Raw genomic sequence first — 25,935 nt, 5'->3', positions numbered from 1 at the left:
TAGTCTCAGTTTTCAGTCGCAGTGTAAAGTTCTCTCAGTTTGCACTAGGAAGACCGAGACTGAAAACTGTGACTGAAAACTGTGACTGAAAACTAAAAACTACTTCTTCAATAATGTCGAATTAAACAAATTCAGGATTCTACTGTATTCATCAATCCAGGAATAGGTCTCTTTAAATCCGTGAGCTTCCACAGGAAATGATGCCAGACTCCAATTCTTTTTCTGAAGTTCTATAAAACGTTGAGACAAACGAACAATGTCTTTGTATTCAACATTATCGTCTACCATTCCGTGTAACATCACTAAATTTCCTTTTAGATTATCGGCATAATAAATAGGAGAGCTTTTTTTGAAGGCTTCCGGATCTGTTTCAGGAAAGTTCAAAATGTTTCCGGTATATCCGTGATTGTAATGTGCCCAATCCGTAACAGAACGTAAGGCGGCTCCTGAGGCAAATTCACCCGGAGCAGTCAACATTCCCATTAAAGTAATAAAACCGCCGTAAGATCCTCCATAAATACCTACTCTATTGGCGTCTATACCATATTTTTCAACCAAATATTTTTTTCCATCTAAATGATCAGACAAATCTTTTCCTCCCATAAAACGGTAAATTCCGGTTCTGAAATCACGTCCGTAACCATCACTTCCTCTGTAATCGATATCCAAAACTGTATACCCTAAATCAGTCAATAAATTATGGAACATATATTCTCTGTGATAATTACTCCAATAATTGTGCGCATTTTGCAAATAACCTGCTCCGTGAACAAAAATGATTGCCGCTTTGTTGGCATTTTCCGTTTTTGGAGTGTATAATCTAGCGTTTACTGGAGTTCCATCCTGAGCTTTGAAAGTGATTACTTCCGGTTCTCTCCACTTGTATTCTTTAAAACTTGCAGAAACTGAAGATGATATTTGCTGTAAACTCGCATTCTTTTTATTGTCAGCAATATAAAAATCCCAAGGAATATTTTTATACGAATAACGTACTAAAAGCGATTTCTCGTCTGGAGAAACCACTACTTCATGTGCTCCGTCTTTGGTTAAAACAGGCTCTAAAGCACCACCTGCTGCAGGCAATTTATAGAAATTTCTATTCCCCGGATGTGTGGTATTGGTTGTTAAATAAAATGTTTTTTTATCGTTAGACAAGGTTACATCACGAACTTCCCAATTTCCTGTAGTCAATTGAGTCTTTTTCCCTGATTTTAGATTATACGTGTACAAATGTGAATAACCTGTCGCCTCAGATTGGAAATAAACAGTTTCATTGTCTGCTAAAAAGCCTAAAACTCCGGAATCAAATGAATACGATGGAATTCCGGGACCCGCGATCCACGCATCGTCATGCTGATGTTCGATTTCTTTAAACGTCCCGTTCTCAAGATTCAGATTCACCAGCCATCTGTCTTTGTTGTCCTGACTTCTGATTTCTACAATTGCTGCAGAACCATTCTCGTTATACACAGGAGCCTGAGCAGAAATAAAACGATCTTCCTTAGCTTTATTTTTTAAGTTATCGTACGTTTCATAATACTTCGGATTGTCCTGAATATGGCTTAAAGTCGAAAAATTAACGTAATAAACCGTGTCTTTGGCAACAGAGTAAATTCCCAATTTAGTCTTTACCAAATTGGCTGTCGACACTTTTCCTTTTGTATCAGGAGTTTGGTTATAACCATCATCTGTTATAAAAACCTCCATTTTTTCTTTTTTATTGTCTGATTCTTCCACCAAACTAAAAGTGGCAAAATTTCCGTTTGGATCTGCTTTTAAATTGTAAAAGTTGTCTTTTCCATAAAAATATTCCTTTGCAAAATCAGATTTAACGGCTTTGCTTTTGGCAAGATTCCATTGTTTTTTAGCCGCAGCATCTCTCACGAACTGAAACAGTTCTTTTTGTTGTGTCTTTAAGAAGGACTCTTTATCAGGTGTTTTTTCCTTTTTTACTCCTTTTTTAAAGTTTGTTAACTGCAAAACGGTTCCTTCTTTTGCATTGTACTTGAAAATGTTATCATTCTGTTCAAAGAAAACAATCCCTGCAGCCGCACCAAGTTCAACATTGGATACCGGAGTGCTTTGCTGAATAATTTTCTTAACTGTTTTTGTACTGATGGAATACGAGTACAAACCTCCTTTGTCACTGTAATACACTACGTCTGAAGTTGGTTTTCTTTTAAAATCCAGCTTAGAAAAAGCAGCTTCTTTTGGCTCTACCAAAGTTGGCTTTGCTGCTCCTTTTTGCCAGGAATAGGTATTTGCGCCCAAATCATTGGTTGGATTCCATTCGAAATATACTTTTTTACCGTCTAAAGACCAGCGTCCGTAAGTGGGTTGATTTCCAGTAAAACCTTCCCCTTTCATTATTTCTTCTAATTTCAGAGTTTGGGTATTGCCCGGGATCGATAGCATAAAAAAGGCAAGAATAAAGATGTTTTTTGTCATGGTATAGTTTTTTGATAAAACAAAAATACACTTTGAAACTTACTAAAAAAATGTTTTTACAACTTCAAACAGCCAATCGTTCAAAGAGATAAAAAAAAGCCTTCAAAACCTATTTTGAAGACTTTCAGATTCTTTGATTGTAAAACTGTTTAAAGTTTAAAACAATACAGCAAATTCTTATTTTTAATCCATTACAACTTCTTTACTCAAAATCTTAGAAGCGATGTAATTGGCAACACCGTCTTCTGCATTGGTTTTAATTACCTCCAAGTCAGGCAAAGTTTCTTTTAGTAAGGCCGGAGCATTACCCATAATTAAACCTTTTCCGGTTGCAGCTAACATTTGCACATCGTTAAAACCATCACCGAAAGAGACTGCCTCTTCTAAAGAAAATCCTTCTTTTTCTAAAACACGCTCAATTGCCACAGCCTTATCAACCGATTTGTCCATGAACTCCAAACAGGTTGGCAAGCTAAATGCATGATGTAAATCACTGGCTGAATTTGCCAAAATTGCCTCTTTTAGGGCTACCAGTTTTTCATGATTCTCATGTGAGAAGAAAATTTTAATGGCTGCAAAATCTTCCAGCGTTTTATAATCTACCAATTCAGGACGGTATTTTAATTCGGCCTGAAAAGCATTTAGTCGCTCATTAATTCTATTCGTCTGCCAAACATTTTCTTTGAATAAAACTACTGTAATTTCAGGATCAATCTCGACATCTAAAGCCGCTTTTACCACATCACTTTTTAAATCGAACGCAAAAAGCTCTTCTCTTTCAGGAGAATGAATCCTTGCTCCGTTTGAGCTCACCAGATAAACGGGAATTTCAAGTGTTTCAATAATAGCCATCGCATCTAAATGATGACGGCCTGTAGCTACGACAATAAGATAATTTTGATGGTGAAGTTCCTGAAAAATGGATTTGGTATAGTCTGATATTCTGTGTTGAGGGTTGAGTAACGTTCCGTCTAAATCGGTTACTACAACTTTTATATTTTTAAGCTTCGTCATATTAAAATTCAGGTATTTATGAATGACAAAATTACGGCTTTGCTCGCAGAAGAGCAAAAATTATGGGCTTCGAAAGCTTCAAAAACAGCAAGTTTATTATATATTTAACTATTACGTTAACTATTCCATTTTAAATATTCAAACTTTAATAATTCCGGTTTTGTATAAATGGAGAGCTTGTTCTATAATTTGTTCAATTCTTTCTACAGGTAAATCTTCTTCAGGATCAAAAAGCATAATTTTCATTCTGGATCGGGCTTCCCGAAGTAAAAAAGGTTCATCAAAGTGTTTCCCTTCTACAATTCCGATATATGGCTTTTTGTATTTTTTATGCGTCCATAAGTAACAAAACATTTTTCCTTTGTAACAGAAGAAAGGCATCCCGTATTTTAAAACATGAGTAACCTCTTTGTCTTGTCTTAAGATAATCTCTTTTAAGGCCAAAAAGACTCCTTTCCCGGGTTCTTCAAGTTTTTCATAAAAATTGTCAACTTCTTTCATTCCCCATTTAATTTAAAATCTACATACCTTGATTTAAAAAAATATTCGTTTTACACCTCTCCTATTAAAGATTAGGTATAAAACGAATATTACTAAATGTTAAAACACATTTTACGATTTACATTTAACATTTCACTATAATTAAACTTAGTCGTGATTTTCGATCTGCTTGTAAGCGTCAATTACTTTTTTGACTAATCGGTGACGTACAATATCTTTATCATCGAGATAAATAATTCCGATACCTTCAATGTCTTTCAGTACCAAAAGTGCTTCCTTCAGACCGGAAATAGTTCTGCGTGGCAAATCGACCTGTCCGGGATCACCTGTAATCATAAATTTAGCATTTTTCCCCATACGGGTCAGGAACATTTTCATTTGTGAATGTGTGGTGTTCTGTGCCTCATCCAGAATTACAAAAGCATTATCAAGTGTGCGCCCACGCATAAAGGCTAATGGTGCAATCTGAATAATTCCTTTCAAAATGTAGTCTTCGAGTTTTTCGTTGGGAAGCATGTCGCGCAACGCATCATAAAGAGGCTGCATATAAGGATCCAATTTTTCTTTCATATCGCCGGGTAAAAATCCCAGGTTTTCCCCTGCTTCTACTGCCGGTCGCGTCAATATGATCCTTTTTACTTCCTTGTCTTTAAGCGCTTTTACCGCCATTGCAACACCCGTGTACGTTTTTCCGGTTCCGGCAGGTCCAACGGCAAATACCATATCATTTTTTTTGATGGTATCTACCAATAACTGCTGGTTAGGCGTCATGGCTTTAATGATTTTTCCGCCAACACCATGAACTAATATTTTGTCATGATCGTATGCTTTTTTTTCATCTTGTCCATCGCTCATAATTACCCGTTCGATCACATTGTCGTCAATGTTATTGTATCGGGTAAAATGAAGCATAAGCCTCTGGAATCTTTTTTCGAATTCATCTAAAACTTCTTTCTCGCCAAATGCCTTCAAAGTGGTCCCTCTCGCTACTATTTTAAGCTTTGGGTAATACTTTTTAATGATTTCAAGATGCGTATCCTGAGCACCCCAAAAGTCTTTTGGAGCGATGTCTATGAGCTCAATAATTCTTTCGTTCAAATGAGATAGTTTTAAATTAAAAATAAATCAGTTTTTATAAATCAGTAGTTGTCGGGTCTTTTTTTCGTCGCAGTCTCGGCTGGAGTTTTCGGCTGGCGTGACCGAGACTGAAAACTCAGGCCAATAATTGCAATTTGTCTTTTCATTTCTTCCTTTTTGCAATTACTATTACTAGCTTTGCATTTCTCAAATTTAATGAAAATTAGATTTAAATACTACCAATAGTTATAAACAAAATTATGTCAATAATTACCCTCACTACCGATTACGGCTTAAAAGACCACTTTGTTGGTTCGCTAAAGGGTAAAATATTATCTGAGTATCCAGAGGTTACACTTGTTGACATTTCGCATGACATTGACCCATTTAACACAGCCGAAGCAAGTTACGTTATTGGCGCTTCGTATTTGAGTTTCCCAAAAGGAACCGTTCACTTAATTGGAGTAGATATCGAACGTAATAAAGAAAATCAGCATATTGCCATGCAATGGAACGATCATTACTTTATTTGTGCCGATAATGGTATTCTGAGTATGCTTACGCAGAAAATTGTTCCGCAAAAAATTGTTGCCATCAACATACACGACCGCTTTCCGAGCGAATTTAGCGATTTGGATATTTTTATTAAGGTCGCCTGTCACATTTCCAAAGGGGGCTTACTTAATGTTATTGGCAAAGAAATTAAAGAAATCAAGCAAATTACAGAGTTACAGCCCGTAGTTGCCGGCGACAACAACTCTATAAAAGGATACGTGATTTACATTGACCATTTCGGGAACGTGGTAACCAACATTTCGAAAAGGCAGTTTACAGAAGTTGCAAAAGGTCGGGCCTATGAAATTGTTATGAAACCCAAAAGTATCAAAGCCATTTTACCCAATTACTCTGCCATTGCCAGCTCTGATAAATACCCCATAAAAACTTACGAAGGAGAGAAACTGGCTATTTTTAACGAAGCCGGATTCCTTGAAATCGCCATTTTTAGAAGCAATCCTTCTAAAGTGGGTTCAGCGAATAGCCTTTTAGGATTAAATTACAGAGATGTTATTACGATTAAGTTCTTGTAATACTTTTGAATTTCCAATCTAATTTTTACATCTAAAAGTACCGAAGATTTAAAATTTAAAGTTTCATTTTTGGAATTTATTTTTTTTCATCAAAAGAACAATCAATTTTGGTATTTTTGCGCACCTGTAAAATCTTTAGATATTTAAAAATCTAAAATCAACAATCTAAAATCTAAAATAAAAAAAATGTTTGTTCGAATAGTAAAAATGAGTTTTCATGAAGAAAAAATCCCCGATTTTCTGGAGAATTTCGAAAGTGTGAAAAATAAAATACGAGAAGCGAATGGAAATCGTTTTTTAGAGTTGTATCAGGATAAAAATAATAAATGCATATTTTTCACTTACAGCTACTGGGAAACTGAAGAAGATTTAGAAAATTACAGACAATCTGAACTCTTTAATACGGTTTGGAGTTTTACAAAGCAATTGTTTAATGCCAAACCGGAAGCCTGGAGTGTGGATAAGCTGATGATTCTGAACTAAATAAAAAATAGTTTCAGGTTTCATGTTTCATGTTTCATGTTCTATACTGGATTTGAAAATTGGAACTGTTTAACCGCAAAGAACACAAAGATCGTGCTTAAAAGCTTTGGCAAAACACAAAGTTCGCAAAGGAAAGCGACTTAAAACAAATCTAATTATGAAATATTTTTTCTTATTGTTTTTAATATTTTCTTTTAACGCTTATTCGCAAAATAAACGCCTACTTCTAGGAAAAGAATATGCACAAAAAGAGCTAGAAATAACATTATCCGAAGAAACACGAGAAAACTATGTTGATAATGAAAGGATACTTTTGAAAGACAAAAATACTGCAGTTAAAATCGCAGAATCAGTTTTATTTAGTATTTATGGAAAACAAAATATAATTGAAAAAAGACCTTATGAAATATACTTTTTAGATAAATACTACTGGTTTATCACTGGAACTTTGCCTAAAAATTCTAAAGGAGGTGCTTTTTTAATTATAATTGATGCTCGAAATTCAAAAATTTTAAGAATCTCACACGAAAAATAATTAAGATATTTCAAGCGCCAAAAACAAACCAACGATTAAACAAATAAACGAATAAACGTTATACATGAAATCAATCATTTTAAGAGAAATAAAATCCTTTTTTGGCTCTCCTATAGGCTATTTAGTCATTGCCATTTTCTTAATCAGCAACGGACTATTTTTATGGGTATTTGAAGGCGACTACAATATTTTAAATACGGGTTATGCTGATTTAACGCCATTTTTCACTCTGGCTCCGTGGATTATGATTTTTCTGATTCCGGCCGTTACCATGAGAAGTTTTTCTGATGAAAAAAAACAGGGGACACTGGAATTGTTATTAACCAAACCTCTATCGATCTGGGAAATTGTAAACGGAAAATTTCTAGGCTCTTTCTTATTAATCGTTTTGGCCATCGTTCCAACACTTATTTACGTGAAAGTCATTTCAAGTTTAGGTGCTCCCGAAGGAAATATTGATATGGGGAGTACTATCGGTTCTTATTTTGGACTATTGTTTTTAATTGCTGCTTATTCGGCAATCGGAATCTTTACTTCTACCCTGTCCGAAAATCAGATCGTTGCTTTTATCATAGCTGTTTTTCTGTGTTTTCTTCTTTATTTTGGTTTTGAAGGACTCGCATCACTGATTCCCGGATCTTCTGCTATTGTTTCAGTATTTGGAATGCAGGACCATTTTAAAAGTATGAGCCGCGGTGTAATCGATACTCGTGATGTGATTTATTTTTTAAGCATCACCGCATTGTTCCTCTCGTTTACTGTTTATCAATTAAAATCTTTTAAAGCGTAATGAAGTTATCTACTCAACATAATGTTAAGACATTAGGCATCACCGTTTTTGTTTTAATCGCTTTAAATGTATTGGGAAGCTTATTCTTTCACCGATTCGATTTAACCAAAGACAAACGTTATACTTTATCTGAAACTTCTTTACAAATCGTAAAACAGGTAAAGAATCCGCTATCGATTAAAATTTATATGCAGGGCGAACTTCCGGCAGACTTCAGACGTCTTCAGCAAGAGACGCGTCAGTTATTGGAAGAATTTCAAGCCTACAACAGTAATATTGTTTTTGAATTCGTTAATCCTCTGGAAAACGAAGACGAAAGCATGGACGTTATTAAATCGCTGTATCAAAAAGGTCTTACCCCTATAAACATTACGGTTGACGATAAAGGAAAACAATCGCAGGCTATGGTTTTTCCGTGGGCTGTTGCAGTTTACAATAACAAAGAAGTTAATATTCCATTGTTGAAAAACATCATGGGAGCTTCAACAACGCAAAAAGTAATCGGATCGATTCAGCATTTAGAATATTCGATTGCAGATGCGATCAATAAAATTAGTAAAGACAGACAAAAAAAGGTAGCCATCATAAAAGGAAATGGTGAGTTGAACGAAATTCACATTGCCAAAATGCTCCAGCAAATTCGCGAAAGCTATTATATCGGTCCGTTTACATTAGATTCTGTGAGACAAAACCCAACAGGAACTTTAGCGGCCCTAAAAAAGTATGACTTAGCCATTATCTCAAAGCCAACCGAAACTTTCACGGATGAGGAAAAACAGGTTTTAGACCAATTCATCATGAATGGAGGCAAAACTTTATGGTTAATTGATCAGGTTGCCGCTGATATGGACAGCTTGTACAACCAGGCGGGAGCAACTCTGGCTTATCCCAGAGATCTGAATCTTAACGATATGTTTTTTAAATACGGAATCCGAATCAATCCTGATCTGATCAAGGACGAACAAGGAAGTCCGCTTAAACTGGCTACAGGTGAACAAGGAAGCGCTACACAATACCAGGATTTTATATGGAAGTATGCTCCTCTGGTGCAGCCAGGCAGTCAACATCCGATCGTTAAAAATCTGGGGGGAATCAAATTTGATTTCGCTAGTCCGATCGATACTTTGAAAAACGGAATCAAAAAAACGGTTTTACTACAATCCTCTCCTTATTCAAAAGCAATCGGAACTCCGGCTCCTATTACTTTAAATAGCGTTACAGAAAAAACAACTCCGCAGGATTATGCAAACAAAGGAAACATTTCGCTTTCGGTTTTATTAGAAGGATCCTTCCACTCCGCTTTTGAAAATCGAGTTTTACCTTTCAAAGAAAGCTCGTTTTTAGCAAAAGGAAAACCAAACAAAATGATCGTAATAGCCGATGGTGATCTGGCCAGAAATCAACTCGACAAAAATATGATGCCGGTTGAATTGGGCTACGATCAGCGTACCGGAAATCTATACGACAACAAAGATTTTATGATGAACTGTATTAATTATTTACTGGATGATACAGGACTTATTAACATTAGAAGTAAAGATGTCAGTCTGCCATTATTAGACAAAGAGAAAGTTTATGAAAATTATACACTCACACAATTCATAACTATCGGACTTCCAATTCTAATTTTATTGATTTTCGGACTGGCATTTACTTACATCCGAAAAAGAAAATACAGTAACTAGATGTTAATAAAAAAAATGCACAAATTAAGATTGTTTACGATATATTTGTAAAACCTATCTTAGTTGAGAAAAAACTAAAGAAAAGAGCAAAAAAATAAAACAATAGAGATGAAATTTATAGTATCGAGTTCGTACTTATTAAAACAATTACAAGTTTTAGGTAGTGTAATTAACAGTAACAATACGTTGCCAATTTTAGACAACTTTTTATTTGAACTAAACAACAGCGAACTGACCGTTTCGGCTTCAGATCTTGAAACTACCATGTCTGCTACGTTGTCAATCGATTCTACAAGTAAAGGAAGTGTTGCTGTACCAGCTAAACTTTTGCTTGAAATTTTAAAAACGTTCCCGGAACAGCCTTTAACTTTTACTGTTGAAGAAAACAATACCGTTGAAATTAGTTCAAACTCCGGAAAATATGCTTTAGCATACGCTGCAGGAGAAGAATTTCCAAAATCGGTAAGTCTTGAAGAACCATCTGTAACGCTTGTTCCTGCTGATGTTTTGGCGACTGCTGTAAGTAAAACTATTTTCGCTGCCGGAAATGATGATTTACGTCCGGTAATGTCGGGGGTTTTCTTCCAATTCTCACCAGAAGGATTAACTTTCGTAGCAACTGATGCTCATAAATTGGTGAAATATGCCCGTACAGATGTAAAAGCATCTCAGGTAGCCGATTTTATCATGCCTAAAAAACCTTTGAATATTTTAAAAAGTATCCTGGGAACTTCTGATGCTGAAGTAAAAATTGAATACAACGATTCAAATGCGACTTTCTCATTTGACAATTATATTTTAACCTGTCGTTTGATTGACGGAAAATACCCTAATTATGAAGCGGTAATTCCAAAAGAAAATCCAAACAAATTAATGATTGACCGTTCTTTGTTTTTAAGCTCGGTGAAACGTGTGGCCATTTTCTCTAACAAAACGACACACCAAATTCGATTAAAAATTGCCGGAGCTGAATTAAATGTTTCTGCAGAAGACATCGATTACTCTAACAAAGCAGAGGAAAGACTAACTTGTGATTATCAGGGAGATGATCTTCAAATTGGTTTCAACTCACGTTTTTTAACTGAAATGCTGACTAACTTACAATCCGATATGATTATGTTGGAAATGTCATTACCTAACAGAGCAGGTATCCTAACTCCGGTAGACGGTTTAGAAGAAGGAGAAACTGTTACGATGTTAGTAATGCCGGTAATGTTAAATAGTTAACATCAAAACTTCTTTTTGTTACAGAGATCTTTTTTAGTTTCAAATTAAAGACATATCATTGTAAAAAAAATACAACATCGCTATTAACCAACCATTTTTTATACCTAGAAACCGCAATTCCCAAAAAGAGTTGCGGTTTTTTATTTTTGAGATTTTTCGTTTCAGGTTTCAGGTTACAAGTTGAAATATAATTATGGATTGAGTAGGTTTTACCGCAAAGCACGCAAAGTTTTTTTTTTATTTAATTTATACTCACAAATACAAAGAGCGCAAAGCTTCGTGAGCTTGGCATAATCCTTTAGCGAACTTTGCGGTTAAATTCGTAATAAACCAAAGCCTGAAATCTGAAACATTTTTTTAACTTTACAAAATGAAAATAGAAATTTGGTCGGACATCATGTGTCCGTTTTGTTATATCGGAAAAAGACAATTGGAAACAGCTTTAGCTGAATTTCCTAATGACGAGTTTGAAATTGAATGGAAAAGTTTCCAGCTTGATCCTACTATTGAAGCACAAACAGATAAAGACGTTTATACGTTTCTTGCTGAACGAAAAGGGATCTCTGTTGAACAATCCATCGAAATGCACAAAGGTGTCGTAGAACATGCTAAAAGCGTTGGTTTAGACTATCATTTTGATAAAGCGATAGTTTCAAATTCATTGTCGGCACATCGCATTATTCAGTTGGCTAAGACCAAAAATCTTGCCGATGCAATGGAGGAAATTTTCTTTAGAGCTTATTTTACAGAAGGAAGAAACTTAAATGATCCCGAAACTTTGATTGAACTTGGTGTGAAAGCAGGTTTAAATGCGGATGAAGTCAAAGAAGCGGTTGAAAATGAAAAACTTTATATCAGTGATGTACACACTGATCTTATTCAGGCGCAGAATATGGGCATACAAGGAGTTCCGTTTTTTGTTTTTGATCGAAAATATGCGATCTCGGGAGCTCAGCCAGTTGAAGCTTTTGTAAATACAATCAAAGAAGTACAGAAATAAATTATAGATTTTTAGATTGTAAGTTGGTCCGCTCTTCGACTTCGCTCAGAGGGACAACTTACAATCTACATTTCACATCTCACATTTTACAATCTACAATTATATTACTCCCATTTTCTTCATTAGGAAAGTTGCACTCTTATTTTTACAAATCCCATTGCGCAGCTTATAATCAAAATGGAGTTCATTGTCTTTAATTTCTACTTCAAAACACTGATTGGTTAAGACCTGAGGATATTCATTTGTTGTCAGACACACCTCAATATCGTGTGTAGCAATCGCACCAATTGCATTCTTAGCGATTACCTTTTTAACGACTTCGATTGTTCCGTTTCGTTTATCATCGGAGTTTGTCCCTCTCAAAATTTCATCTAATAAAACAAAAGCAGGGCGTTCTTCCAGAGCGTCCATAATTTGCTTCAAACGTTTAATTTCAGCAAAAAAGTACGATTCACTATCAGCTAACGAATCGGACAGTCGCATTGAAACCAAAACAGGAAGTGGATGTATGTTAGCATTTGAAGCACAAACTACTGAGCCAATTCCTCCGAGCACCATATTGATTCCTAAACTTCTTAAAAAAGTGCTTTTACCCGACATATTAGAACCTGTTAAAATCATGAAAGATTCAGGATAAAAGTGAGTGTCATTCCCTACTCTTGTTACCGAATTTAACAAAGGATGACTCAAATTTGAAAATCCAATTTTATAGTCGGAATTGATTTCAGGAAACACAAAATCAGGATTATTATACGATAAGTTAGCTAAACTGTTCAGTGCTTCAAACTCGCCAACAATATTAATCCATTGCTCCAATTTTTCAGAATAGTTTTCTTTCCATTTCAAAAGCGCTTTTAAAACATGTAAATTGAATAAAAACATGCCGTTAAAAACCATTGCCGTTACAAAATTGTTGATCGTATCCATCCTGGAAAACAGTTCCGAAAGATCTTTTAAATGTTTACTCGCCGTTGCATTCTTAAAAATAAGCTCCTGCTGTAAATCAATCAATCTTTTTGACTGAAAAGTTTCTGTCTCAATTTTCTGAACCAGTAAACTATATTGCTTAATAATTTTATCCACATTATCAGCCTTCGCAATCTCTGACTGAATCCGTTTAAAAGAATTTCCCAAAACAATCATATTGGCAATAAAAACATAGGTCAGATACGATAATAAAATTGTTTTTGAAGTAACAAAATAGGCTGCCAAAAAGCCAAAAAACAAGACTGGAAGAATAACAGATAGCGCAATTAAAACTTTAGGTAATATATTATTTTGAAATGATTTCCAATAAATTAAAGCATCATAAGAATTCTTTGTATCATAACTAATCATTGCCAAGGCCAAAAAATCCTGACGCCAATCCATTTTAGTTTTCAATTCCTCGATTGCTTCCTGATTTTCAAGAATAGTTTGATTACAAGACAAATTCAGTAATTGATTTGCCAGTGTTTTTTTTCCGATATAAGTAGCCGTTCTGTTTAGATTTTGAAATAACGAATGCTCTCCAAAAATATCCAGATCGTAAGCATACGGATGACTAAAATCATTGAATTCGATTCCGTTCTCAAAAGGGATTTTTTCTCTTTTCAAATAGGCAATTTCATTCTTATTTAGTTTTAGAATTGCCTTTGTATGTTCTCTTTTGAAAGATAAATGCGAATGAATACGCATTAAAAAAAGAAAACCAACAAAAGATAGAAAAGCAAAAGCTACGTAAAGTATTTCATTCGTTTTTATGTAGTAAAACAATAAAAACAAACACAGAAATACGCTTAAAAGACGCAGTATACTAATGCTGTTGTATTTTTTGTTGATTTTATTAAAGAGTGCTGTATAGTATTCAACTTTATTGTGATAGGCTTCCATTCTTATAAATTAATGAAACACAAATATAGCTTTTACACTCACATTCCAGCACTAATTAGTCTTTGATTTTAGCTTTCATGCATAACCAAAACCGGTATCGAAACCTCCTTAGTTATTTTTTTACTGAAACTGGATTCGAAAATACTTTCAAAGAAAGATTTTTTGTGTGTAATAACCGTCAGAACGTCTACATCTTTATACAGTACAAAATCGAGAATAGTCTCTTTTACTTCATCACTTGGCAAGACCAAAAACTCTACATTTTCATGAGCAAATTCTTTATCCCATTCTTTAATTGTGGCATCAGAAACATCTGTGTTTGATGCTCTAACGTATAGACTTTTTACTTTAGCATTTGTTTTCTTAGCTATTTCCAGCACTTTTCGAAGCTCGGCCTTGTCTTTTTCACGATAGCGGGTTGTAAAACCAATTGTTTTTATTTTTTTGAACTTTGCATCTGCGGGAATACACAAAACGGGTACTTTGACTTCCGAAATTACAGAACTTGTATTTGATCCGAGGAAAAATTTTGTCCAGTCTGAAACACCCGAAGTTCCCATTATCACAAAATCTATATGATCTTCTTCTACTGCATTTTTCAAATTAAAAATCAAATCACCGTCCATCAAACGATGTTTGATTACAATGTGATCTAATTTTCGTTCCGCGGCAATAGTTCTGAGCTTTGGAATCTCATCTTTAAACATTTCAAACTTTGCCAGTTCGATTGAGCTGTAAATCGAGGCGTAATTTTCGGGAAAAAACTGACTATCGTAAACCGGAATCTCAAAAGTGTGCAACAAAACTAATTCGGCGTTTACAATTTTGGCAAATTCTAAGGCATGGACAAAAGCATTTGTCGCCGCTTCAGAAAAATCTGTGGGAAATAATATCTTTTTCATTTTGCTTGAGATTAAAGGTTTGTTTCTCAAATTTAAACATTCTAAACACAAATCAAACTGATAATTATCAGTATTTTAACATTTAAAAAATTACTAAAATTGACATTTGAAAGACGGGAAGTCTCCTAATCAACTCTTCTTTGAGTTCGTAACTTTATGGCTTTTTTTATACCTTTGCAGCATGATAAATCAAGATTCTATAGTTGCATTGGCTACCCCATCCGGGGCTGGAGCTATTGCGATCATCCGTATTTCAGGTTCCGATGCTATTGTCATTGGGAATTCGGTTTTTAAATCCATAAAAAACAAAGACTTAACACTCCAGAAAACCCATACTTTGCATTTAGGCCATATTGTGGACGATTCGAAAACACTTGATGAAGTATTGGTTTCTGTTTTTAAAGGGCCTAACTCTTATACAGGAGAAAATACGATTGAAATTTCATGTCATGGCTCGACGTATATCCAACAGCAAATTATTCAGTTATTGTTGCGAAAAGGGTGTCGAATGGCTGATGCGGGGGAATTTACCCTTAGAGCTTTTTTAAATGGAAAACTTGATTTATCGCAGGCAGAAGCAGTTGCTGATTTGATTTCATCTGATAATGAAGCGTCTCACCAAATCGCTATGCAGCAAATGCGTGGTGGTTTCAGTAATGAAATAGCCAAACTTCGTGAAGAGCTACTAAACTTTGCCTCTTTAATTGAGCTGGAACTGGATTTCGCAGAAGAAGATGTAGAATTTGCCGACCGTACCCAATTTCATGAGTTACTGAATAGAATCGAATTTGTTCTAAAACGTCTGATTGATTCGTTTGCCGTTGGTAATGTGATCAAAAACGGAATTCCGGTTGCTATTGTAGGAGAACCCAATGTAGGTAAATCTACTCTTCTCAATGCCTTATTAAACGAAGAGCGCGCCATTGTTTCTGACATTGCGGGAACCACACGCGACACCATCGAAGATGAGTTAGTGATTGGCGGAATTGGTTTCAGATTTATTGATACGGCAGGAATCCGTGAGACTAAAGATGTGGTAGAAAGCATCGGAATTAAAAAAACCTTCGAAAAAATCGATCAGGCACAGCTTGTCGTCTTTTTGTTTGATGGTTTCAGGTTCCAGGTTTCAGGTTCTGACTATATTGTAGAAATTGAAAAAGTTAAAAACAAATACCCACTTAAACCAATATTAGTAGTGGTTAACAAGGTTGATTTATTGAGTGAAAATGAAATCGGGAACATCAATCAAAAACTTGAAACTTTAAACTTAAAACTTCTAAAAATTTCAGCTAAAGAAAATATTGGAGTGGAAGAATTAAAAGAGCAATTGCTTTCTTATGTCAACACAGGAGCACTACGTAATAATGAAACTATCGTAACCAATACAAGGCATTACGATTCTCTACTTAAAGCCCTGGATGAAATTCAGAAAGTAAAATTTGGTCTGGAAACTAATCTTTCAAGCGATCTGATTGCACTTGACATACGCGAAGCCCTGTACCAGTTTGGTCTTATTACCGGCCAGGTTTCCAACGATGAATTGTTAGGGAATATATTTGCGAATTTCTGTATTGGGAAGTAAATGCCGTTTCTTTAAGTTTCCATTACTTTCTTTTACTTGACTACCATTGATTTAACTTGATTTTTACTTTCTTGTATTATCTTTAGTTTGTACATTTGTTACACTCCACGTACACCTTGTCAAAAATAAGGTGTAAAAATGTACACCTTATGATAATTAGTTTAAAGAAGAAAAAACTGCAAAATGGTAGATATAGTTTATATCTAGAATACTACAAAGGATCAACCGCTAACGCAGATGGTAAGCGTGTTCATTTGAGAGATTTTGAATACTTAAAATTATATCCACATCAAGAGCCTAAAACTGCAAACGAAAAAAAAGAGAATAAAGAGATTGAGGTTTTAGGCGAGCAAATACTTTCGATTAGAAAAGCGGAATACTTTCAAGGAAAATTTGATATTAAAAACAATACAAAATCTAAAACGCTCTTTTTAGAGTATTACAGTAATCAAGCAGAAGAGCGAGTTGACTCCCCAAAGAATTACGGAAACTGGACAGCTTCTTTTCTACATTTAAAGCGATTCTGCAGTCCAAATACAACTTTTAATGAAGTAGACGAAGAATTTGTAAAAGCATACAGAAATTATCTCGATAAAGATGCCAAAACCAAAAGTAATCTTCCATTATCTCAAAACTCTAAATACTCGTACTACAATAAATTCAAAGCAGCAATACGCTCCGCTTTTGAAGATGGCTATCTTACTACAAATCCTGTAAAAAAAGTAAAAAGTTTTGAGCAAGGAGAAAGTCAAAGAGAATATCTAACTTATAATGAGTTAGTAGCTATGAACAAAGCTACTTGTAAATATGATGTTCTTAAAAGAGCTTTCATTTTTTCTTGTTTAGTTGGTTTAAGATGGTCAGATATAAACACCCTCACTTGGAAAGAAGTAAGAGACGAGGGAGATATTAGCCGAGTAAATTTTAGACAAGAAAAAACAGATGGAGTCGAATATCTATATATTTCAAATGAAGCAAGAAAATTACTTGGAGAAAGAGAAAGTCCATCCGAGAGAGTCTTTAAAGGTTTAAAGTATGGAGCTCATTTTAATGCTGAAATATTAAGATGGTGTATGAGAGCAGGACTAACAAAACATATTACATTTCATAGTGCCAGGCATACCAATGCAGTACTGCTTTTAGAAAATGGAGCAGACATTTACACCGTTTCGAAACGATTAGGTCATAAAGAACTAAAAACAACTGAAATTTATGCCAAAATCATTGATTCTAAGATGAAAGAAGCAGCTAACTTAATTCCTAACATTAATATTTAAAAAATGAAAATTATAGGCTACATTATTGTTATTTCAATTCTACTTAATCTTTTAGTGCAATTTGGTTTAATTCTAAGGTATTATTATCCACTAATTATACAATATTTTAAAAATGAAAAAATCACTTGGAATTCAAATTACGATAGGGTAATTACAGGTGCTTTTATAGGATTGTTTTATTTAGCTCTCATTTTAAGCCGTAAGTTACTTACAGCTTCGAATGAATTGTATTTAACAATCCCATATATGACAATATTAATATTATTGACAGTCTCTATGTATTTAATTTACAGAATAGGTTCTAAAGAAAGAGCCAAGAACGGTGTGTCTTCAAATATTAAAAACGACTCAATTAATAAATCTATTCAAGATTTCGAAAATAAATACACAGTCCTAGAACTTGAAAAAATATTTGACAAATTAGTTGAGTATGACTTTATAGAAGTAATAAAAGATAATGAAAGTATTATGGATAAAAATCTTTTTGTAAAAACACTGAGTGAAGGTGTTTTACCAAAAGAGCCAATTTTTAAGTTGCACATGGACAACATTCAAACGAAAGATTTCCAAAAGCTATTAAAGAATAAATCATTAAAACTAACTATGCCTAAATTTCTACAAATATTTATTATTAAAAATGTAACAGCTACCCCTGCTTCAATAAGTTCTTCAAAAAGTAAAAATTTAAATGGCGCAAAAAAGAAAGAATTGATTGAATCAATATTTTTAGGTTAATATTTAAAAAAAATAGGTTGATAATCATAACATATCAACCTATTACAGCTTTCCACTAGAGACATTTGCTACCATAACGATAAAACATATCACTTATGGAAAGCAATGCTATTATTCAAAAATTAAACCGATTAGAAACTCTTATAATCGGTACATCAAAACAAATCTTTACTGTTGATGATGTTGTAAACTACACTGGGTTTTCAAAAAGTTATGTATACAAATTAGTACATAATAATATACTCCCCTACTCTAAACCCAACAATCGAACCCTCTTTTTTACAAAAACGGAGATTGATGAATGGTTAATGAAAAACAAGTCTAAATCAATTTCTCAAATTGAGCAAGAGGCTGTCTCATATACTAATTCTACAAAAAAATAACTAAATCAATATTTTATGGAAACTAAAAACATTCGATTAGTTATTCTACTAATCATTTTTTCGACCCTTGCTGTATACCAATTATTCTTGTTTAGTTATTCGGCTTATCCATTATTAAGGTCTTTAGTAATGTTGCTTAATAGCTGTGTCATTATTCTTTATGCTAAAGCAATCACCAACAATCTTCAAGAAAGATAGTTCAATCAGACAAGCCCGATGGAACAACCTAATTTTTTCGCCATCATTCCAGCTAATGTCCGTTATGATGAAAAGTTAAAGCCAAATGCAAAATTATTGTATGGAGAAATAACTGCATTGTGTAATCGCGACGGGTTTTGCTGGGCTAGGAACGATTATTTTGCAGGATTATATAAAGTTAATCATAAAACAATTTCTAGATGGATTTCACAGCTTGTTTCAAGGGGATATATTTCTCTTAAAGTTTTTAAAAATGACGGAAACAAGCGCCAAATATTTTTATCAAATTCTAGGAATAACCTAGTGACAAAAAGGTCACGACCTAGTGACAAAAAAAGCACTACCCTAGTGATTAAAAAGTCAATACCTAGTGACAAAAAAGTCACTTCTAATATAAGGATGAATAATACAATTAATAATACAGTGAATAGAGAAGAAACCGCTCTCTCTTTTTTAGAAGAAAATTATCCTTCTCAATTCGAAGTTCTGATGCAATATAAAAATCAAATTAATGACTTTGTCAAGTTCACGGAAATGTTTGATGCAACCGTTGAGCAAGAAAAATTAAAATTGGATTTAAGTGTGATTTCAGGTCGTTTTAAAAAGTACGCGCGAAATTGGATTGATAACCAATCAAAATACGATACCCAAGTAATCTCATTGAATCCAAATCAAACAAATGATAAAATAGGAGGTTTTTAATATGGAAAAGAAAAGTTTAGAAAAAGAAAAGTCACTACCTCAATCCGTAGATATCGAATGCGCTGTTTTAGGTGCGTTGTTAATCGATTCAAAAGGAGTTGATGAGGCCCTTTCAATAATCTCCAAGCCTGATATCTTTTACAAAGACGCTCATAAATATATTTTCGAAGCGATTTTAAACTTGTACAATGCTGGAAATCCTATTGATATGTTGACGGTTGCAGTAGAATTGAGACGAATTGGTAAATCAGAGTTAGCTGGAGGTGATTCATACTTGATTGAATTAACGCAAAAAATTGCTTCGTCAGCACATATCGATTATCACTGTAGATTGGTTCTACAAAAATTTATGGCACGTCAAACAATTGTGTTTTCAAATCATATCATCGCACTAGCGCACAATGAAACAACAGACATTTTTGAATTGATGCAACGTTGGCAATCTGAATTTGATAAGGTGCAGGATTTCATTTCTACTGGTAGACAAACAATAACTTTTCCCATTGCATTACAAAATCTTAAAAAAGAGATTGAGTTACTTACTTCGAACAAAGAAAAAGTAAAGCTTGTAGGCGCACATACGGGGTTTAGAAGACTTAATAAATATACTGGAGGATATCGTAATCAAGATTTGGTTATTATAGCTGCGCGTCCAGGAATGGGGAAAACATCTTACGTCTTGAAATGTGCAATTGAAAATTGTAAAATTAATAATCCAGTTGGTATGATATCACTTGAAATGTCAATCCAGCAATTGACAGCTCGTGCGATAGCGATAGACACAAATTTTCATTTAACACAATTATTGACAAAAGGATTTGAGTGTCTTGAATATTTTGTCAGTTACACGCATCATCAAGAAAGGATGAATAACTATCCTTTTTACATTGATGATAGTGGTAAAACGGATATCAATGACATCGTAATACAGGCTAAGATGTGGGTTCGCAAAAATGATATAAAATTATTGATTATAGATTACTTACAACTAATGTCTGACCGAACAGTAAAAGGTAATAGAGAGGGTGAAATATCATCTATCTCCCGCAGATTAAAACGATTAGCCAAAGAGTTGAATATACCTATAATTGCTATATCTCAATTGAGCAGAAGTGTAGAATCTCGCCCAAATAAACGTCCGATTTTATCCGATCTTAGAGAAAGCGGAGCGATTGAGCAGGATGCCGATATTGTTCAATTTCTTTACCGCCCTGAGTATTATAAAATAGAAATCAACGAAGATGATTATGATTCATCAATGCAATCGTTGATAACCCAAGGTGCAAATAGTGAAGTGATTTTTGCTAAATATCGTGGTGGCTCAACTAATACGACAATGCTTAAATGGGTTGCATGTAAAACTAAATTTATTGATGTTGAATGTTCTGAAGACATGCAAAATGCCTAATGTAAAAATTTACATTCAAGCTACTTTTAAAGGACATTTTCACTGAAAAATCAATTTAGAAGTAAAAGGTTTTCCAAACGGAAAATAATCCATTTCAAAGATTCATCCGAATTTATATGCGCATAGTGATATACGCAAAGTTTAGAATTTCAAGATGTGTTTTCCGCTATCGCTACAAACATATCTTGCATTTTCTCCCGATGGTCGCAAATGAAAAACACAACAATTAAAAATCATGATTATGAGTCAAGCAAGAACAAAAATTATAATGTTCCGAACTACAACCATTGAGAAGAAAATCATTGAAAAAAAGGCAAAAAATCGAAAAATGAATACTGCTAGTTTTTGCAGAATGGTAGCCTTAGAACGTAAAAACAAATCTGTTTTTACAGAGGAAGAATTAAAAGCTTTTGAGAATCTACATTACATACGAAATGGTTTTGTCAAAATTAATAACCTTCTAAAAGATAAAGATTCTTTGTTTGCCTCTGAGGTAATGAAAACGGTTAAACAAACTGATTCAGTTTTAAAAATTTTTAGTGATGGTAGGCAAAGCTAAAAGCATCGGACACACATCAAATGCAATTGACTATGGAAAAGACAAATTGAATGCCGAAGAAATCACTAGGCACAATGTAATTGGTAGTACTGGATTAGAAATTGAAAATGAGTTTAAGGTATATCAAAATCTAAATTCTAATACGAGACTAAATACTCTCTCAGTTGTACTAAGTCCAGAGCCTGAAGACGGAAGAAAATTAACAAACGAAGATTTTAAGCAAATCACCGAAAGTTATCTTGAAAAGATGAATTTAAAAGAGCACCAGCATATTGCCTACGTTCATAAAGATAGAGACCACAACCATTTACATATATATGTAAACCGAATTGACAACAAAGGCAATGCCTATAATGACTCCTTTATTGGAAAAAAGACTTCTCAAAAAGCTAATGAAATAGCGAAAGAAAAAGGATTGATTTCAGCAAGGGACAAGATGTTTCAAAACATTGAAAAAAACAGAAATGAGCTAAAAGAAATCAAAGCGGAAATCTATAAAAAGCATCAGGAGGTTTTAAAGCAAAATCCTCAAAGCTTTCAAAATTGGATTAATCAAATGGATTTAAAAGGATTAGAAGTAAAACCAACCATAAATAAACAAGGGCAGATTCAAGGTTTCAGGATTTTAGATAAGGAAACAAAAAAAGACTTTAAAGCAAGTGAAATACACCGTTCTATGTCTGCTAGCAATTTGATAAAAAGTGGCTTAAAAAACGACTTAAATCATAATCTCGATACCACCCTGAAACGTGTACAGAGCAAGCAGATATCAAAAAGCTATCTCAATAAAAACTTAGGCAATACAATTCCAAAAGGAATTAAAAAAGAAATAAGTCAATTGAGCAGGAACGGAAGTAAATCAGTTTCTCAGGCAGTGGGAAAACAGAAAATGTCACAACAGGAATTTAAATACCTGAAAACAGTTCTTAAACCAATGGCAGAAATTGAACTAAAAAATACTGAAGAACAACGCTTAGAGTCAATTTCAAAAGACATTGAATACGCTAAAAATCTTCAAAAAATTGAAGATGCTCAAATAGATAAACCAAACAATAATTTAAAATTAGAACAAGATTACGGGATATGAGTAAAAACATCGAAATAATAGCAGAAATCATCGCTGATGAAACCAAAAAACTAGAAAAACTAGTTTCAGAACAATCAAGTTTAGTACAGGAATTTTCTATCTGTATGGAAAAAGCGGAAAAAATTGAAATACAGCCAAGAACTGACCGCCTTGAAGAAATTATATCGCACTGGAATCAGCTGTTTACAGCTCAAAAAAATCAAATTCAAGAGATGCAGCACAATCAGAAGAATGAAAACAAAAAGCAAAAATTAGGGATTTACATTTTACTGTCTTTAGCAATAATCTTATTGCTTTCAGTACTGCTAATATTAACATTTAAAACACTATAATCATGGATCACGGTATAGGCATTCAAGAAGGAAACTCGCTCTTAGGCATTATGTGGAAAATATTGAAAATAATTTTTATTTTCTCTGTAGTGTCAAGTGTAATACTTTTGGAAACTCATTTGTTTGGGTTTTCTATAACTAATTTGTGGACTGATTCTTATAATTTTCAATTAAAAGAACTAAAGCCCAATTACTTCGCAAATGGGTATAATAACTTCTTGTATCTGTTTTCAAAATTTATAGCTAATAAGATGCCATATTGGGCAAACTTTGGAGTGATTTTATGTATTCCCTCGATAGTTTATGTTTCATTTTATCATGCGAAACAAAAGCGATTTCCTAGAATAATTATTAGCACTTTAATCAATAACATTTTAATAATCTTTTTAATTACTTTATTAGGAAAATTATTTAGCACACTTATTGGAAATTTTGGAGCAATAATCTGTCTAACTCCTATTCTATATACGGTTTATCTATTAAAGTTTAAAAATAGAACCAAGCCAAATCAAACTGAGAAATTTAATAATATAAAAAAGTCCGAAAAAGAAGATTCTTTCACATTTAAAACAAATCAAGGTTTAATAAACTTAGATAATCCGTACAGGGGAATCTATATTCAGGGTGGAGCAGGTTCAGGAAAATCAGCATCAATTTTTGAACCGATTATTCAACAAATTGGGCTAAAAGAGTTTTCGGGAATATTATATGATTTCAAAAGCCCTGAATTGACTGAAAAAGTTTACTTGAGTTATGAAAACACTTCAATAAAGGTTAAAAATATTGATTTTAAGCATCCTTTACTGAGCGATAGAGTAAATCCTATTCATCCAATGTATTTAACTAAAGCAGCTATTGCAAATGAGTACAGTCAGGTCATTATAAACAATCTTTTACCTGAATCAATTAAGAAAATGGATTTTTGGCTTAGTAGTGCTAAAAACATTTTAGCATCTGTCATTTGGTGGTTGAGACAAAAGCACCCCGATATATGCACATTGCCACATGTGATATCATTTATAGTACAAACACCAATTGATGTTTTAGTTCAAAATATATCTGAAGATTATGAAGCTGGCGGTATGATAGCTTCATTACGAGAATCTATTGATAGAGGTTCGGAGCGTACAGTTGCAGGAATGCTTTCAACTCTTCAAAATGCTTTGTCGGTTCTGAATACTCCTGATATCTTTTGGATTCTCTCGAGTAACGATATTGATTTGCATTTAAACAATCCTGAAAAACCTCAATTCCTTTGTCTTGGGAACGATTCTACGTTGCCGAATGTTTACACTCCTGCGATTTCCCTTATCATTTCTGTAGCACTTAAGCAGATGAATAAACCTGATCAACAAAAATCAGTTGTATTGCTAGACGAGGCTCCAACGGTGTTCATTCCAAATATTGAACAAATTCCCGCTACCGCAAGAAGTAATAAAATTGCTACAATATTCGGAGTGCAAGATTATAGCCAATTATCGGATAAATACAGTGAAGAAAAAGCTCAGGTAATTATCTCGAACCTAGGCTCGCAATTTTTCGGTAGGTCTGTTAGTGGCAAATCTTCTGAAATGGTTCAAAATCTATTTAGTAAGAAAGATGAAGTATTTACGTCAAAAAGTACTGGCGATGGAACTAGTGGAAAGTTTGTGCATTTAGGAAGTAATACCAGTTCAGGAACTAGCGAAAATATACAGGAACGAAATCGCGTAAAAATTAGCGACATAGTCAATTTAGCGCAAGGAGAATTCTACGGGATTATAGCTGAAGGAAGTCCACGAGAGTTTTTAAAAACTCAATTTTTAAGAGACGAAATAAAAGGGAAATATATCAATCAGAAAATCCCAATAAGCGAAAGTATGATGCAAGAGAATTACTTTAAAATCATTGCAGAATGCAAAGAAATTATATCAAGCTAAAAATAAGTATTCAAATCAATTTTTATAAATTAAAATCAATTACACATGAAAAAAACTAAATTATTTCTTGGGGTATTATTACTATCAGCTTTTACGAAAGGCTATTCCCAAACCTACAAAAATGCTTTTGGTGTTAGCATTGGGGCAACACAGGACGGTTATGGTGTTATGCTTAGTCATAATTATTTTATTAACGACAGAAATTCAATTTCAGCTTCTATTCTTGCAACCGATGCTAAATACAAAATCGGAGAAAATAAGATAGGTTACAACGACATTACGCTTAATTTGGGTTATTCTGTTCCGCTGTATCTTACTCAAAACAGAAAATTTGGGATCGTCTTCGGGAGCGGTGTAGTACTTGGCTACGAAATAGTGAACGGTAATAAAGATTTAAATTTAAGCAATGGAAGTTTGATTTTGGACGAATCAAAATTCATTTACGGAGCTTATGTGGGATTAGACTTTGACTACCTTATTAATGATAGAACAACGCTTTTCATAAAAGTAAACGAGTATTATCATGCTAATTCAGATTTAGGAAAATTTGTTCCGTTTGCAGGAATTGGATTAAGATATTATACCAATTAAATAGATTAAATAAACAATATAATTATATATAATAAAGATGAAAAAAAATATTAGAAAAATCGGAATGTTAATGATAATATTTTCTTTAATGGCTTGCACCAAAGAAGTAGATGTTTTAGAGCCAAAACTAGCAGGCTCTTACAAAATTAAATCAATTATAACAGATTTACCTGTTGATTTAGACAACGATGGAGTTGCTAATACAGATATGAGTAAAGAAAAAGACCGTGGCTATTGTCGTTTTGATGATACTTTTTCATTTAACAATGGTAACAAAGGAATTTGGGCTGATGGTTCTGATATTTGTAGCAATGCTCTAGAGCCTTCCGACGATTATTTTAATTACAGTTATGACAAGGCAAAAAAAACTATTTCTATGGAAATATTTCACAAAGGAGAAAAAGAAAGTGAGTTTTTAGAACTTACAGATGTTTTTGTCAGCTACAGGGACGGAAAACAAGCACTTAAATTTAGTTTCTACGACGAACGTTATACTAACAGAATAGTAACATACTATCTTGAATCTGAATAAACGGGATA

General features: G+C 33.7%; 25 protein-coding genes. 19 read left to right on the top strand and 6 right to left on the bottom strand.

Going from position 1 to position 25,935, the window contains the following annotated elements:
- Positions 1–99: 99 nt before the first annotated feature.
- The 4 genes from LNQ34_RS18785 to LNQ34_RS18770 all read right to left on the bottom strand — a co-directional run bounded on the left by LNQ34_RS18785 (position 100) and on the right by LNQ34_RS18770 (position 5,061).
- Entirely contained in the window at positions 100–2,448 is a 2,349-nt protein-coding gene (locus tag LNQ34_RS18785) for a S9 family peptidase (protein WP_230000848.1), read from the bottom strand.
- Positions 2,449–2,631: 183 nt separating this feature from the next.
- Positions 2,632–3,462: a Cof-type HAD-IIB family hydrolase gene (locus tag LNQ34_RS18780; RefSeq protein ID WP_230000847.1), complete on the bottom strand. Its 831-nt coding sequence runs from the start codon at positions 3,460–3,462 to the stop codon at positions 2,632–2,634.
- 138 nt (positions 3,463–3,600) lie between these two features.
- Complete coding sequence (locus tag LNQ34_RS18775) at positions 3,601–3,963, bottom strand: DUF1801 domain-containing protein (protein WP_230000846.1); 363 nt, start codon at positions 3,961–3,963, stop codon at positions 3,601–3,603.
- A 147-nt stretch (positions 3,964–4,110) separates the two neighbouring features.
- Positions 4,111–5,061, bottom strand: coding sequence for a PhoH family protein (locus LNQ34_RS18770; protein ID WP_017496394.1), 951 nt, complete (start codon positions 5,059–5,061; stop codon positions 4,111–4,113).
- Positions 5,062–5,300: 239 nt separating this feature from the next.
- Between LNQ34_RS18770 and LNQ34_RS18765 the strand changes: the two genes are divergently transcribed.
- The 7 genes from LNQ34_RS18765 (at position 5,301) to LNQ34_RS18735 (ending at position 11,848) form a co-directional block, all read left to right on the top strand.
- A complete protein-coding gene (locus LNQ34_RS18765) occupies positions 5,301–6,128 on the top strand; it encodes an SAM hydrolase/SAM-dependent halogenase family protein (protein WP_202703480.1) in 828 nt (275 codons plus the stop codon).
- A gap of 186 nt (positions 6,129–6,314) precedes the next feature.
- Positions 6,315–6,611, top strand: coding sequence for a putative quinol monooxygenase (locus LNQ34_RS18760; protein WP_230000845.1), 297 nt, complete (start codon positions 6,315–6,317; stop codon positions 6,609–6,611).
- A 157-nt stretch (positions 6,612–6,768) separates the two neighbouring features.
- The gene (locus LNQ34_RS18755) at positions 6,769–7,146 is read left to right on the top strand and encodes a YbbC/YhhH family protein (protein ID WP_230000844.1); all 378 of its coding nucleotides are present in this window, start codon (positions 6,769–6,771) and stop codon (positions 7,144–7,146) included.
- 64 nt (positions 7,147–7,210) lie between these two features.
- Complete coding sequence (gldF, locus tag LNQ34_RS18750; protein ID WP_230000843.1) at positions 7,211–7,936, top strand: gliding motility-associated ABC transporter permease subunit GldF; 726 nt, start codon at positions 7,211–7,213, stop codon at positions 7,934–7,936.
- Positions 7,936–9,621, top strand: coding sequence for a gliding motility-associated ABC transporter substrate-binding protein GldG (gene gldG / locus LNQ34_RS18745; protein WP_230000842.1), 1,686 nt, complete (start codon positions 7,936–7,938; stop codon positions 9,619–9,621). Before gldF ends, gldG begins: the two co-directional genes overlap by 1 nt.
- Before the next feature lie 108 nt (positions 9,622–9,729).
- Positions 9,730–10,848, top strand: coding sequence for a DNA polymerase III subunit beta (dnaN, locus tag LNQ34_RS18740; RefSeq protein WP_026109975.1), 1,119 nt, complete (start codon positions 9,730–9,732; stop codon positions 10,846–10,848).
- Positions 10,849–11,218: 370 nt separating this feature from the next.
- Positions 11,219–11,848, top strand: a complete 630-nt coding sequence (locus tag LNQ34_RS18735; RefSeq protein ID WP_230000841.1) for a DsbA family oxidoreductase — start codon at positions 11,219–11,221, stop codon at positions 11,846–11,848.
- A 99-nt stretch (positions 11,849–11,947) separates the two neighbouring features.
- Here LNQ34_RS18735 and LNQ34_RS18730 read toward each other — a convergent pair whose 3' ends face one another.
- Positions 11,948–13,720: a MutS-related protein gene (locus LNQ34_RS18730; RefSeq protein WP_230000840.1), complete on the bottom strand. Its 1,773-nt coding sequence runs from the start codon at positions 13,718–13,720 to the stop codon at positions 11,948–11,950.
- A gap of 68 nt (positions 13,721–13,788) precedes the next feature.
- A complete protein-coding gene (locus LNQ34_RS18725) occupies positions 13,789–14,622 on the bottom strand; it encodes a universal stress protein (RefSeq protein ID WP_070905704.1) in 834 nt (277 codons plus the stop codon).
- Positions 14,623–14,803: 181 nt separating this feature from the next.
- Here LNQ34_RS18725 and mnmE point away from each other — a divergent pair, with 181 nt between their 5' ends.
- The 12 genes from mnmE (at position 14,804) to LNQ34_RS18665 (ending at position 25,927) form a co-directional block, all read left to right on the top strand.
- On the top strand, positions 14,804–16,204 hold the full coding sequence (mnmE, locus tag LNQ34_RS18720) for a tRNA uridine-5-carboxymethylaminomethyl(34) synthesis GTPase MnmE (RefSeq protein WP_202703579.1): 1,401 nt from the start codon (positions 14,804–14,806) through the stop codon (positions 16,202–16,204).
- Positions 16,205–16,353: 149 nt separating this feature from the next.
- A complete protein-coding gene (locus LNQ34_RS18715; RefSeq protein WP_230000839.1) occupies positions 16,354–17,481 on the top strand; it encodes a tyrosine-type recombinase/integrase in 1,128 nt (375 codons plus the stop codon).
- A 3-nt stretch (positions 17,482–17,484) separates the two neighbouring features.
- Complete coding sequence (locus tag LNQ34_RS18710) at positions 17,485–18,216, top strand: hypothetical protein (protein ID WP_230000838.1); 732 nt, start codon at positions 17,485–17,487, stop codon at positions 18,214–18,216.
- Positions 18,217–18,311: 95 nt separating this feature from the next.
- A complete protein-coding gene (locus LNQ34_RS18705; protein WP_230000837.1) occupies positions 18,312–18,599 on the top strand; it encodes a helix-turn-helix transcriptional regulator in 288 nt (95 codons plus the stop codon).
- Positions 18,600–18,815: 216 nt separating this feature from the next.
- Entirely contained in the window at positions 18,816–19,499 is a 684-nt protein-coding gene (locus LNQ34_RS18700) for a helix-turn-helix domain-containing protein (protein ID WP_230000836.1), read from the top strand.
- A 1-nt stretch (position 19,500) separates the two neighbouring features.
- The gene (gene dnaB / locus LNQ34_RS18695) at positions 19,501–20,907 is read left to right on the top strand and encodes a replicative DNA helicase (RefSeq protein WP_230000835.1); all 1,407 of its coding nucleotides are present in this window, start codon (positions 19,501–19,503) and stop codon (positions 20,905–20,907) included.
- A 241-nt stretch (positions 20,908–21,148) separates the two neighbouring features.
- Positions 21,149–21,466 (top strand): plasmid mobilization protein, encoded by a 318-nt coding sequence (locus LNQ34_RS18690; protein ID WP_123922193.1) that lies wholly within the window; start codon positions 21,149–21,151, stop codon positions 21,464–21,466.
- Positions 21,450–22,553, top strand: coding sequence for a relaxase/mobilization nuclease domain-containing protein (locus LNQ34_RS18685; RefSeq protein WP_230000834.1), 1,104 nt, complete (start codon positions 21,450–21,452; stop codon positions 22,551–22,553). The genes LNQ34_RS18690 and LNQ34_RS18685 overlap by 17 nt, the downstream gene beginning before the upstream one ends.
- Positions 22,550–22,885, top strand: a complete 336-nt coding sequence (locus LNQ34_RS18680) for a hypothetical protein (protein WP_230000833.1) — start codon at positions 22,550–22,552, stop codon at positions 22,883–22,885. Before LNQ34_RS18685 ends, LNQ34_RS18680 begins: the two co-directional genes overlap by 4 nt.
- Positions 22,886–22,887: 2 nt before the next feature.
- A complete protein-coding gene (locus LNQ34_RS18675; protein ID WP_230000832.1) occupies positions 22,888–24,804 on the top strand; it encodes a type IV secretory system conjugative DNA transfer family protein in 1,917 nt (638 codons plus the stop codon).
- Between the two features lie 45 nt (positions 24,805–24,849).
- Entirely contained in the window at positions 24,850–25,395 is a 546-nt protein-coding gene (locus LNQ34_RS18670; protein ID WP_230000831.1) for a conjugal transfer protein TraO, read from the top strand.
- Between the two features lie 37 nt (positions 25,396–25,432).
- Positions 25,433–25,927 (top strand): hypothetical protein, encoded by a 495-nt coding sequence (locus LNQ34_RS18665; protein ID WP_230000830.1) that lies wholly within the window; start codon positions 25,433–25,435, stop codon positions 25,925–25,927.
- Positions 25,928–25,935: the final 8 nt, after the last annotated feature.

This window comes from Flavobacterium lipolyticum, assembly GCF_020905335.1.
GTDB classification, from domain to species: domain Bacteria; phylum Bacteroidota; class Bacteroidia; order Flavobacteriales; family Flavobacteriaceae; genus Flavobacterium; species Flavobacterium lipolyticum.
The sequence above is the reverse complement of the archived record's forward strand: the minus strand, read 5'-3'. Positions and strand labels throughout refer to the sequence as shown.